This is a genomic window from Prevotella sp. LCP21S3_D2 (assembly GCF_052118345.1).
In the GTDB taxonomy this organism is placed as follows: Bacteria; Bacteroidota; Bacteroidia; order Bacteroidales; family Bacteroidaceae; genus Prevotella.
This window is the reverse complement of the sequence record NZ_JBQKHJ010000002.1, coordinates 273,625-286,344: the sequence shown is the minus strand read 5'-3', so window position 1 is coordinate 286,344 and position 12,720 is coordinate 273,625. Positions and strand designations below refer to the sequence as shown.

General features: G+C 36.4%; 13 protein-coding genes. All 13 read left to right on the top strand.

What is annotated here, in order from left to right; all coding sequences use genetic code 11:
- The first annotated feature begins 545 nt into the window (after positions 1–545).
- Positions 546–767, top strand: coding sequence for a DUF6140 family protein (locus tag ACTQ16_RS03135; RefSeq protein WP_040552952.1), 222 nt, complete (start codon positions 546–548; stop codon positions 765–767).
- 15 nt (positions 768–782) lie between these two features.
- Positions 783–2,075, top strand: a complete 1,293-nt coding sequence (locus ACTQ16_RS03130; protein WP_441936034.1) for a hypothetical protein — start codon at positions 783–785, stop codon at positions 2,073–2,075.
- 173 nt (positions 2,076–2,248) lie between these two features.
- Positions 2,249–2,383 carry a hypothetical protein gene (locus ACTQ16_RS03125; protein ID WP_441936032.1) on the top strand — a complete coding sequence of 45 codons (135 nt, stop codon included), beginning with the start codon at positions 2,249–2,251 and terminating at the stop codon, positions 2,381–2,383.
- Between the two features lie 90 nt (positions 2,384–2,473).
- Positions 2,474–3,691, top strand: coding sequence for a hypothetical protein (locus ACTQ16_RS03120; RefSeq protein WP_441936031.1), 1,218 nt, complete (start codon positions 2,474–2,476; stop codon positions 3,689–3,691).
- A gap of 48 nt (positions 3,692–3,739) precedes the next feature.
- Positions 3,740–6,169, top strand: coding sequence for a GTPase (locus tag ACTQ16_RS03115; RefSeq protein ID WP_441936029.1), 2,430 nt, complete (start codon positions 3,740–3,742; stop codon positions 6,167–6,169).
- Between the two features lies 1 nt (position 6,170).
- Positions 6,171–7,868, top strand: a complete 1,698-nt coding sequence (locus ACTQ16_RS03110) for a GTPase (protein ID WP_441936027.1) — start codon at positions 6,171–6,173, stop codon at positions 7,866–7,868.
- Between the two features lie 21 nt (positions 7,869–7,889).
- Positions 7,890–8,015, top strand: coding sequence for a hypothetical protein (locus tag ACTQ16_RS03105; protein WP_256620698.1), 126 nt, complete (start codon positions 7,890–7,892; stop codon positions 8,013–8,015).
- 373 nt (positions 8,016–8,388) lie between these two features.
- Complete coding sequence (locus ACTQ16_RS03100; protein ID WP_441936026.1) at positions 8,389–8,739, top strand: hypothetical protein; 351 nt, start codon at positions 8,389–8,391, stop codon at positions 8,737–8,739.
- 4 nt (positions 8,740–8,743) lie between these two features.
- Complete coding sequence (locus ACTQ16_RS03095) at positions 8,744–9,415, top strand: hypothetical protein (RefSeq protein ID WP_118201525.1); 672 nt, start codon at positions 8,744–8,746, stop codon at positions 9,413–9,415.
- A gap of 15 nt (positions 9,416–9,430) precedes the next feature.
- The gene (locus ACTQ16_RS03090) at positions 9,431–10,525 is read left to right on the top strand and encodes a hypothetical protein (protein ID WP_441936025.1); all 1,095 of its coding nucleotides are present in this window, start codon (positions 9,431–9,433) and stop codon (positions 10,523–10,525) included.
- Positions 10,526–10,536: 11 nt separating this feature from the next.
- The gene (locus tag ACTQ16_RS03085) at positions 10,537–12,048 is read left to right on the top strand and encodes an AAA family ATPase (RefSeq protein WP_441936023.1); all 1,512 of its coding nucleotides are present in this window, start codon (positions 10,537–10,539) and stop codon (positions 12,046–12,048) included.
- 13 nt (positions 12,049–12,061) lie between these two features.
- Positions 12,062–12,187: a hypothetical protein gene (locus tag ACTQ16_RS03080; RefSeq protein ID WP_441936022.1), complete on the top strand. Its 126-nt coding sequence runs from the start codon at positions 12,062–12,064 to the stop codon at positions 12,185–12,187.
- Positions 12,188–12,407: 220 nt separating this feature from the next.
- Positions 12,408–12,620: a Fic family protein gene (locus tag ACTQ16_RS03075; protein WP_217745116.1), complete on the top strand. Its 213-nt coding sequence runs from the start codon at positions 12,408–12,410 to the stop codon at positions 12,618–12,620.
- The last annotated feature ends 100 nt before the right edge of the window (positions 12,621–12,720 follow it).

The window sequence follows — 12,720 nt, the reverse complement described above, 5'->3', positions numbered from 1 at the left end:
ACGCATCCGGATTGTAGTTTTGCAGCAGAATTGACAATAACTCTATATAATAAGGTATGAATGCAGAAAGAAAAGGGGTTAGGAGTCCCTGAAAATAAAATATAAGAGGAATCCATAAGATTTCTTGTTAAAAGTTTGGTGGTTCATCAGATTTTTACTAAATTTGCCATTGGATTAGTGACAGGGCAGGGTAAAGTCCTCGCTTGAAGTCGCTATGATGCAGAGAAACAAGATAATCTTGTGGACACGAGCAAACTATTCAGTTCTGTAGGTTGAAATCTGGTAAATTGAAACGTAGAAAGAACGAGAGAAAGTAGGGGTTCGCACCATTTTTTTTCTCTTATGAACCATTATGGACTTGTTTGGTTCGCAGATTTTCCTTATCTTTGCCCCTTGAAAGTAAATGATTTACTGCACTCGGCAATTTGAAAGCAAGCTTTCATTGCGCTCGTTTGCATAATCTTTGCAAAATGAAGTAAACAACTAGCGGTTTCGGCAGAAAAGCAGGAGCAGTTATATATAATGAACTTAAAAACAGAATGCTTATGAGCAAGGTATTTCAAGTAAAGCCTAAGCGCCTTAAACGCTCTAACGGTACAGTCCTCACTCCCGATATGGTAGTGACAGTAACAACCATGCAGCACACCGCCACCCCTTTTTACAATGGAGCCAAGGAGGTGCAAGAAGCCTACATGCGCATCTATGCTTTCGACTATAAGAAAGCATGCTGCAATCCGAATGATTTTGAATTTAAAAAGTTGGACTAAAAACAATATAATATTATGGGTATTATTACAAAAATCGCAACAGATTTTGCAAAAGGCTATGTCAGCGAAAGAGGCGTCAAGGGGACAATGGAAGATGCTGTTAGTCTCATGCAAGGTGTCGGTAAAGTCGGAAAGAAACTCTTTGGTAGCAACGAGGATGAATATGATAGTGACGAGTACGATGAGTATGAAAACGACGAGGCTGAAACGAACTCCTTTGATAAAAAGACATGGAAAGAATTGTGTGATGGAATAGAAGCACTCAAAGAGGAAAGCAACTATGTTGGTGCTTTAAAAATGCTCAATGACTATTATCGTAGATTTCAAGTGGATCTCGATTACTTTTATTTCTACCTCAAAGCTGATATTTTGTTAGCAAAGTATGATGACCCTGGAAGATCGCCTGAAAGCGACTTTAGCTGTAAAACAGAAGTAGATAAAGCTATTGAAGCCTGCGATAAATATGGACTCGAAGCTGATGATGATGAGCTGGAATTAATGACATATGAATTACAGGAAAAATTTGAATCCACTATAGCTAAAGTCAGCTATTGGCGCAAAATGAGATCTCTTCAAGATGAGATAGATGCACTTCGTGATCCCGAGCATGTTGTTACGACCTCCAAGGTAAATGATGTACTAAAGGCTTTGGAATTGGTGGACAATTTCTGGAAAGAAGAGAGTACTGCAGAGGACGGCAGTGTCTACAACATAGACTTTCTCTATCTGTTCAAAGCTCGTATCTATAATGCTTTTTTCTTCTATCTTGCTGAAAACAAGCAAGAATTAGATGCATTGTCAGACGAACAGCTTTCAGAATTTTTTGTGGGCGCTACAGATTGCGCAGATAAAGTTCTTGCTTTCAGCGAATGTGATGATAAGACAGACGAAGAATTTTTGAATAGAAGAATCCCGGAACAAATAGAAGAGTTGAAACAGTTACGCTGTGGGAAAAACACTTCTATGCATTCGTCTTCTTCCGCATCTGTCACATCAGAGGAGCAGGAGTATTTGGAAGAAATAAGAGCATGCCTTGACAATGACGGCGAAATATCAAGCAGAGAACGACGGTTGTTAGACAGGTTGCGCAAGTCTCTTGGTATAACAGAAGCAAGAGCTAAAGAACTCGAAACTTCGGTAAATAATATGAGTGATGATGAAAAAGAATATCAAGAGGAGTTGAAAGCTTGTCTTGAGGATGGGACAATTAGCGACCGCGAACGTCGTCTTTTGGATCGTCTTCGCAAATCCCTTGGAATCAGCGAGGAGCGTGCTAAGGCAATAGAAGACAGACTTCTAAAGCAATAATGCAAATGTTTCTCTATTCCTAATGGCAGGGTAAGAAGAACTGTGCAAAATCACCTTTTATGGTTTGGCACGATTTTGCTTAAATATATACATCTTGCATTCTTGGATTAAGAAATATTATGTTCTTGATTTCAGAAAGAGAACAAATTTTTTAACTTTAAATAAATTCAATTATGGGAAAAATTAAACCGCAAATTAGCAAACTTTCTCAAGGTGAGGCAGACACAATTTCTAATTTTGTAAAATGGGGGTTAGATGTCATTGTAAAGTTGACAGGTGGTAAACCTACTTTTGGAGACAAAAAGTAAAATTACTTTCTTTTAATCATTAGTGTCCCATTAATATCGGGACGCTAATGATTTAGAATATAAAATCTATTATAAGTATAGTATCTGACTATGGGCGTTAATTGGAAGGAAATTAAAAGTATATTGCAGAATTTTAATGCGTTTTATTGGAATTCAGAGATGGTGAATAATATATCTTTGATAAATGATTTACGCCTTTCAACAAACATTCATGAGACAGCACACAGCAGAATTCTATATAAATTGTTATGTGCCCATGGTAAAGAAAAACATCAGTTTTTAAAGATGTTTCTTGAATCTGTGGGGTTGGATATTGAACTTGATATAAATAAGGTTGAGATAAAAGTAGAATCCGAGCATATTGATGTACTTATTTATGATGGGGTGAAATACATCATTGTCGAGAATAAAGTCAATCATGCTTGTGATCAAGATAGGCAATTAGTACGTTATATAGACTCGTTGAACAGCAAAGATATTTATGTTCTTTATCTGGTAAGGTCTGATAATGATAAAGATCCTTCAGAAAATAGTTTGCCAGCAGAAATAAGGCAGGAGCTAGAGGAGAACGGAAAGTATAAAAAAATATCTTATCAAACACATATCTTTAATTGGTTACGTAAGTGTAAAGAAACAGATACAGATAATGAACTCTTAAAATCTGCACTAGTTCAGTATTGTAATTATATAGAGGAATTATTTAAAGGAATGGAAATAATGAATGACAAGGACATTGAAAATTTCGAGAAAGAAGTATTGGATTTTTCTGCAACAATGGACTCCATTGTTAACCCGGTTGCTCTTGTCGAAAAAACTGATGAGCTAAAGCAAAAAATGAAAACCTTAAATGAGGTTATTGAATCTTATGAAAATTATTTGTGTGAACGTTATCTTGAATATTTTAAGGAAAAAACACAAATAACGGAATATCGTTTAAATAGTTCTCGTCAGATAGAATTTTGTATCCAAATAAATGGGGCAAATGTACAATTCATATATGATTTCTTAAAACATTATCAGTACGTTTGGTTTGGAGCTAAATATCCATTGAAAAGATGGAATGGAGAAGAATTTGACTCAAACACAAGTAAAGATATAAAGAAAATCATAGAAGGAAATCTTATGGATGGGTATGGGTTGGATAAGGGCGATAATTACGCGAAGTGTGTAAAAGATGATTTCAAGAATTTTTATAGTGATAAGGATTATTTCTGTAAATACTGTAAAGACAACAAAACTGCAGTTGAAGAAATAAAAAAATATAAAGAAAAGATAAAGTCACTTGGAACAAATAATAATGGGTGTTAATGAAAGCCGTTATCTATTAAAGTCTTGCAGATATCAATAATCAAAGCGATGGATAAAATAGAATATAAAAAGATAGCATATTTGTTAGGATGCTATATGGTAATAGTTGATAAGGAAATCAATCAGATGGAGGTCGATGTCCTTGATAACTATCTGCCATTATCTAAGGAAGATGAACTTTATCATCAGAGAATGCAAATATTCTCTGATGATGAAGAGCGCATGAAGCTTAAAGATTTACTTGACAAGTTGGTTATGGCTAATTGTTCTGCTACTCAGAAAACGGAAATAGTCACCCTTCTTGCTCGAATAGCTTATGGTGACGATTATATGGCAAGTTCAGAATTGGAATTGCTTATTAAGGTTGGTAAACTTTTAAAACTTGATATTGGACAGATAATAGAAGAAACACAGTCTGAGTCAAATAAAAGAATTGACTCTTCTCAACTCTCTTCTTTAAAACGTTTTGTCGGAAAAATGGAGAATACTATCTATCAGAGTTTTGCAAATTCTGATAAGAAAAGTGTTGTAGATATGATGTTGGGTGGTCTTGGTTATTCTGCATCCATAGCGCAAATCACAGAAGATGCTGAGAAGGATCTTGCTCGTGTTACTAGAATAATAGATGACTTGAATAGCATGTTGAATGAAGAGTACAATCATTTAGCAACAATCAAACCTTCTTCGAAGAAAGTCTCTAAGGAAGTTTTGAAGATAGAACAAATTATTCAAGGAATTAGAGGCAGTTTTAATGAAATAATAGATAACAGTTTGACTAGTAATAGAGAGGTATTGGATAAGAAAAGAAGGAATATTCGATACTTTACTATTGCTTTTATGGGTAGGACAAAGGCAGGAAAGAGTACTCTTCATAAAGTCATCACTCAACAGGAAAATGATGATATAGGAGTAGGCAAATTACGTACTACCCGATATAATAGAAGTTGGTATTGGAATAAACTCCGTATTGTTGATACTCCTGGCATTGGTGCGCCTGGTGGTGAAGCCGATACTGAGATTGCCAAATCTATTATAGATGAAGCTGACGTGGTTTGCTATGTTGTGACGAGTGACTCAATTCAAGAAACAGAGTTCGATTTCTTTTCAACTATAAAGGAAAGAAATAAGCCGTTATACATAATCTTAAATGTCAAAAGTAATCTTAATCAAGCCATTCGTTTAAAAAGATTTATAGCAAATCCAAATGATTGGAGACTTGGTGACGGTCCTCAATCTATTAAGGGACATATAGAACGCATTCATGATAAACTTGATGGTAAGTATAACATGGATGCCGTTCGTATTATTCCTATTCATCTGTTAGCTGCGCAAATAGCCCTTTCTGGAGAGCAAGATTCAAAGACTTCTAAGATACTATTTGAGGCTTCTAATATATCTGAGTTTACAAATTCAGTAAAAAAAGAAGTGCAGTTATCAGGTAGTTTGAAGAAAAGTTTGAGCGTTATTGATGGTACTTCTTACCAGATAAATACAATATGGCATAAGATTTATGCTGACTTGAAAAGTCTAAAGGAAGGTAATGAGGTGTTGAAGAAGAAACAATCGAAAAATTATACCTTTTTCAAGAATGAGTTAACTCAAGTTGAACAATACTTAAAGACCATTTTTCAAGTAACAAGAAATGATCTTCATAATCGTGCTTCTGCTTTTGCAAGAGAGCATTATGATGACGAAGATGCAGGAAAAGCATGGAGCAAGGATATGGTTGTGAAGTCTATAAACAAAAGGCTTGAACAACAAATACAGGAGAGATTTAATGATTTAAATGAAAAGATAAAATCAGAATTAGAAGAGATGATTATGGACATGCGTATATCTCTAGCTACAAATAATATCGGTTCTAATGTTTCTGGTGAGTCTGTAACCAATACACGGTTAGCAGCAAATGTGTTTGTTAGTGTAATATCAGCAACTCTATTTGTATGGAATCCGTTAGGTTGGAGCGTTGCTGTGTTAGCTGTTGTTGGAATTATTGGTTCTTTCCTTTCGAGTCTATTTACTTCAAAGTCAGAAAAGATCAGAAAGGCTACAGACAAATTGCGTAAGCAACTATATGATAGTATTGATTCTGGTATTGATAAGAATTTAAAACAAGTTCTTGAGAATACCAGAAAGTCAATAAATGATACATATAAATCTATTGATTCGGTGTTGAAAGCTTATACTAAAAATGCCGACGATATAATAACGGATATGGATAGACTTGTTAAGCAAGTTCAAGAAAAAGAGAATGCGATCAATTCTTTGGTAAGTCTTCGAATTCTTGATTTTGTGGGCAAGAATCCTGTTAAAGAAATAAGTATAAATGAAATGGGTAACCAAGTGTTATGTGATGAATATCCTGTTGAAAGAGATTGGCAAAAGCAATCTATCAAGTTCCTTTATAACACGGGGCTTACAGATAAGAATATTCAAAAGATAGAAAAAGCAACCCAGATGACAATAAAAATAAAATAATATGGCACAACAATTTAATTATGCAGTCTACCAAGAAAGACTTAGTAGATTGGAAGCTAAAACTCGAGCATTGTTGAAAGAAACCAACAATACGGAGTTGACTTGTAAAATGGACTCAGAGCTTGCAGGCTTGCAAGACCGTAAAGAATTACGCTTAGCATTTGTAGGACAGTATAGTTCTGGAAAATCTACCATTATTTCTGCATTGACAGGTAGAAAGGACATCAAGATAGATGCAAATGTCGCTACAGATCATGTATCGGAATATAAATGGAACAACATTGTTCTTATGGACACTCCGGGCATTCTTGCAGGTAAGGTAGAATCGCATGATGAGAGTACTAAGGCTGCTTTAAAAGAATGTGATTTGATATTTTATGTCTTAACCTCCCAACTTTTCGATGATGTGTTATTCAATAATTTCATTGATTTGGCTTACAATCAGCATTTTGCTGACAAGATGTTTATTGTTGTCAATAAGATGGGAATGGAGTCGGGAGAGTTTGACCAACTTGTAGACAACTATACTATCTCGTTGGAAAAAATATTCTCAGAAAGAGGCTATGAACTGAAAAACTTTCCTCTTGCCTTTATTGATGCGGCAGACTATATGGATGGTATTGATGAAAACGACAATGAGTTTGTTCAATTAAGTAATTTTGAACATTTTATAGATATGCTCAACGTCTTTGTCGCTCGCAAGGGAATGATAAAAAAGCAATTTGATACTCCTGTTAGAGTCTTTCAAAGTTATCTTAAGGATATCGCTGTTACTGCCGTAGACAAGACTTTATCTGACATTTTTAATCAGTTTGAGCAGAAATTACGTCATAGTCTGTCTGACCTAAAGCGAGATACAAGAAACGATTTGTCTTCGTTTGCTTCTATGGCTATGAGTAAAGTTATTTCTTTATCTAATGATATTGGAGGCATTGACGAAAATGACTGGAAATATAGGCAAGAGGCATTGAATTCTGAATTGCAGAGCATTATATCTAATACTTCTGCTAAGATAGAAGACACAATCAACTCAAATTATGAGCGATTGATGAATGACGTCAATGATTTCTGTGGTAAGGATTCGTTAGTAAAATACTCAGGAGAAATCGATATGAAATTGGCTTCGCCCAATATCAGCATAGAGGAACAGAAGAATCTGTCTATGCAGAAAAAAGCTTTAGACTTTTTAAAGCGTGGTGGAGTACAGATTGGAAATATGGCTCCTAATGTAACTAAATTAGCAGGTGGTATTAGCCAAGCTTCAGGGTCTGCGCTTCATAAAATGGTGTTAGATGTCGGACATTTCTTTGGAAAGTCCTTCGGACCTTGGCAAGCTGTGAGATGGGCAAGTAATATCGCTAAAGTTGCAAAGTTTGGAATACCGGTAGTTTCTGCTGGTATTGAGATTTGGATGCAGTTTAGAGAAGATTCTAAAGAAAATAAGCGTTTGGAGCAGATAAAAAGCGCAAAGAATCAGTTTGTTTCTACTTATCAGGAAGAAATAAATAAGGTTGCAGAGCAATTTGAAAAGTATTTATTACAGGTATTTGGTAATTATACCAATAAACTTGAAGAGATAAATCACTCTAAGACTGAGTTGATAGAAGCTTCTAATAAGAATGATATTACGATTAAGAAGATCAGTGAGTTGGATGCGGAATATGCAGACTTCATTGAAGCTATAGAAGTAGATGAGTAATTATGTTCAAGTATAATTATTATGGCAAAGAATGAAAATAAAATCTTAGAGGAGTTGAGACGAAGAGGCAAGATTTATGAAGATCCTGCTCCTGAAGTCGGAGGCTTTACTGGCTGGTTGATAAGCTTGTTTACCAAGAAAAAGTAAGCCTCATATACCTTTTTCTTGATGTTCTGTCACCATTTGACACATCTATATAGTTATTTTGCACCCGAAATCGATGTATAACTATATAAGGTAATGTGACAATGGAAAAGAACATCAAGAAACGAGTAGCTAGGGGACGAACGTAGTGTTGGAAATTGTGGCGGATAGTTATTGGTTCTTCTCGGAAGGCTCATGGAATCAGAAGAAGGAGGTTGATAAAAGCTAATGCTTTGACGAAACGAGGTTTTGAGTGGAATGCTACTGTCGAACATTTTCTTATGAATGTGCGGACTAAAGAAACTGTTGTAGGAAATCATTAAAGATTATTTCAACCAGTTGTTTATTTTAAGATTTAATATTGTAAAGATAAAATATGGCAAAGAATTTTGAAGATATTCTAACTTCTATGTTAGAACGATTAGATGAGAATCCAGATCAAGACGTAAATGCCTTGGTTAAGGATGAGTGTGAGAAAATGGGAGTTTCGGAGGAAGGCAAGGCTTTGCTCTCCGAGACTAACGAGTATATTGATGGCTTTGCAGAGAAAATGGCTGCATTGCAAACGGCTAAGGAGGATGGAAAGTCTCGTAAGCAATGGATGCTTGAGGAGATGGACCGAATATTGAAGGGACGTGACGAGCAGGAGAAGGCTGAAATCGTCTCTGCCATTTCTGATGCTGGTGAGAATGTGAACAATGAAACTTTAACTAACGAGGAGGACTAAACTTATGAAGTACACTGAGTATAATGAAGATGCAGGGCGCAATGAGTTTGGTGCTCATTTGGAGAGTGAAAGCAGAAAATATTCTGCCCTTCAATCCTTGTTGGCTGGTAAGCTGTTGGAAAAGGATGAGATAGAGAGTCTTCGAGAGTTTAAGTTTGTTCAGCAATTCTTGGATTCCCCAATTGGTGATGCTTCTGAAGCAAAGTTGAAGAAGGCTTTTGCTGCTGCCGTTATAATGGCACAAGAGCAGGGGACTTTGCCTTTCTCTCTTGCAGACAAAAGTCCAATAGCTATTGCAAGTGCCATTGATGAGGGATTAAATCGTGTTAAGTTTGCATACAAAGTTTCGAAAGAGGAGCTTGATGTCGTTGAGGTGGCGGATAAGTTGATAGATGCTACAGTAGCTCGTGTGGTGACAGTTGCTGACAAAGTGATAGAGAGGGGAGTTCCTGTTGTTTTGGATAAACTTTGTAAAGTAATAGCCAAAGTTTATCCTCCTGCAACAGTTTTTGTTCCTGTTATCAAAGCGGCAGAGAAATATATCGTGCCTATTGCTAAGATGGCGGTAAGAAAGGGATTGTCTGTTGTGGCGGAAGGTGCGAAGTCTTTTATTCGCTCAACGGTTAAAACATTGAAAAATGGGGTTAAGAAGTTTGTTTCTTGGCTGGTGAATTAAAAAGCATTGTTGGTTATGAGAATAATAGCAAAGGCGAAGCCTATACGAATAAGAATAAAGTCTGGTGGGGAGGAACACTCCTCACTTGACTCTTTGCGCCAGAATCTCTGTGTGCAAGACTTGTGGCCTTTGATAACGGATCATCGTTTATCAAGATGGTTGAGGCAGTTGGGTGAAGTGGAATTGGCTCATGATATTGATGCTTTGTCTGAGAGTCAACTTGATTTTCTGACATATTTCAAAGTTTTGGTTATCTTTCTGAAGGATGACCTTGCTGGGCGTCACGTAACGGAACTATATACCTTGTTCTCGTTTTGGCATGATTGCGAAAAGAGAAAGTCCAAGAATTATGATTCTTTGCGTAAGTACTTGCTGAGCACATATGAAGGTGCCAAATTTATATTTAAGCAGTATCCAGAGGAGGTCTCTGATGGTGAATGGTGGGATGTTTTCTGTACATTCGAAAATGTAGTAGATCCTGATTTCTTGTTTGAACAAGGAAAACTTGCATTTGAGGGATTTACTAAAAGTGATGGAAGTAACTTCGACAAAAATCTTGTGCGTGGCAAAAAACTGATAGAAAAGGCAGCAGAGCTTTACAATCAAGAGGCTATAGACTTTGTGAAATCTAATAAATTTGACGTGGCTCGAAAGTTGGCTATGTTGGCTCCTGAAGCAAAAGAAAAAATAGAAAATTTGATTGTTAGATGGAAAGATGAAATGCTTGGCTTTTCAACAAGAAAGACGAACTATGATGAGGAGATAGTACGAGAGGTTAAGCAATTGCTTCAGGAATTTGCATCTTTGAGGAAAACTTACAAAATGTTTAACAGGGAAGCAGTAAGAACTGAAGCTGAGGTAAAATATGAGGTTTTAGACAAATCGAATGTCTTTTACAAGGAACGTAAGTTTGTGTTGGACTTGGCTCAGTATTCTTATGATAAGGAAATACCAGGCTTGTTTGTAGAGTTAGCAGAAGATTACCATTATCCGTTGGCGCAATATATGCTACACCGTCCTGCCGACAATCGAATTGACGGTTTCGCTTTTGCTGCAACCATGTTTCCTAATCAATTAAGGTTTATCGTTGACCATTTGTTTAAATATTAAAACCTTGCGATATGAACAAGAAAGTTATTTCTGATTTTCAGAAGATGATAGATGTCAATACACCTATCATCTATATCAACGACTATGATTTTGTACGTATAGACGAAATTATAGTTGAGATAGTGGGCAATAGTAAGGTATTTGAATGGAATCCTGCAACAGGCACAACCAACTTTAAAACGAAAGAAAGTCAAGGCTTGGGAGAGAATGATACACTGGAGCAATTCTTGCGTGATAAATATACTGTTGATGTCAACCTAAAGGAAAAGTTCTTGGTGTTGAAGGATATTCAAGATTTTATTGAAGAGCCGGCAATCAAGTCATTGCTTCAGTTGATAGCTCAACGTAAGTTGTATGATAGGGATTATAATACAACAGTCATTATAGTTTCCTCTGTTCTTAAAGTACCGCAAGAATTGGAGAAGTATGTGTCCTACTTGGATATTCCAATCCCTGAAGAAAAAGAAATCAATCAGCTTATAGACGAGCATGTAGAGGTGAACTGCTATGACAATTTCAAAGATGAGGACAGAAAGAAACTAATGCCATCTTTGAAGGGTATGACGAGCTTTGAGATAGACCGAATGCTTGATGTGGCGATGAGCAGCAATGGCTCGTTGAGTGCAGAGGATACTGAAATGATACTTCAACAGAAGAAGGCGATGGTTAAAAAGTCTGGACTGCTGGAGCTGATAGATACACCTGAAAAAATGGATGGCATCGGAGGTATGAAAGCTCTTAAGGAATATCTGAAGAATAAGTCGAAAGTGATTTCTGACCTGCCTAAGGCTATGGAATTTGGCGTGTCAATACCTAAAGGCGTATTTATTGTTGGTATGCCAGGCTGTGGTAAGTCGCTTTGTGCGAAGGCATCTGCTGCACTGTTTAATTCTCCTTTGTTGAAACTCGACATGGGAAGTATGATGGGAAAGTATGTGGGTGAGAGCGAAGGCAACTTACGTAAGGCTATTAAGATTGCAGAAGCTGCAGCTCCTTGTGTGCTATGGATAGACGAGATAGAGAAGGCGTTTTCTGGAGTTGGAGGAAATAATGATATTATGACACGAATGTTTGGTTATTTTTTGTCGTGGATGCAAGAAAAGCAGACTAGTGTTTATGTTATCGCTACTGCCAACAATGCCGACAATTTGCCACCAGAGTTAAAACGTAAGGGACGGTTTGATGAAATATTTTGTGTAAACCTTCCTGATAAGGAGGAGCGCAAGGATATATTCAAGATTCATCTGGAGAAAAAGAAAAAGTCTTTGGACGATGCATCCTTGAATAGTATCTGTCAAATAACGGATGGATTTAATGGTGCCGATATTGAATCGGTTGTTAATGAAGCGGTGGAGGAGTGTTTCTTGTCGGGAGTGAGAGAACTGAGCAAAAATGTCTTGGAAGATATTGCTCGTCAGACGATAAGCATCTCTAAATCTTGCAAGAAACAGATTGATAATATGAAAAAAGCATTCAAGGAGAATAACTTCAAGGATGCAACAACTGGTGATATAACAACTTAAAAAATGAAGCATTATGGTAAAGAATGAAAATAAAATCTTAGAGGAGTTGAGACGAAGAGGCAAGATTTATGAAGATCCTGCTCCTGAAGTCGGAGGCTTTACTGGCTGGTTGATAAGCTTGTTTACCAATAAAAAGTAAGCCTCATATACTTTTTTCTTGATGTTCTATCACCATTTGACACACCTGTATAGTTATTTCGCAGCCGAAATCAAATGTATAACTATATAAGGTAATGTAACAATGGAATGAAAAGAACATCAGGAAAAGAGTGTGTATAACTGTGATGGTGTTAATCTACAGTTGGTAAATAGCAATCCAACAAGTACCCAACAAGTACCCAACAAGTACCCAACAAGTATTGGAACTTGTCGGAATATTGAAGGATGGAGAGTATTCTGTTAGAGAAATCATGTCTTTTTTAATGTTGAAGGATAGGGTGAATTTCTTGTATAAATACTTAACACCAGCATTGGAAGAAGGATTGGTTTCCATGAAATATCCTGATAATCCAAAGCACCCAAAGCAGAAGTATATGCTAACAGAAAAAGGACGAAAGATATTGGAAAAATAGAATGAATAGCAGTAATCCATGTGTTTTATACTTTTTTCTTGATGTTCTGTCACCATTTGACATATCTATATAGTTATTTCGCAGCCGAAATCAAATGTAT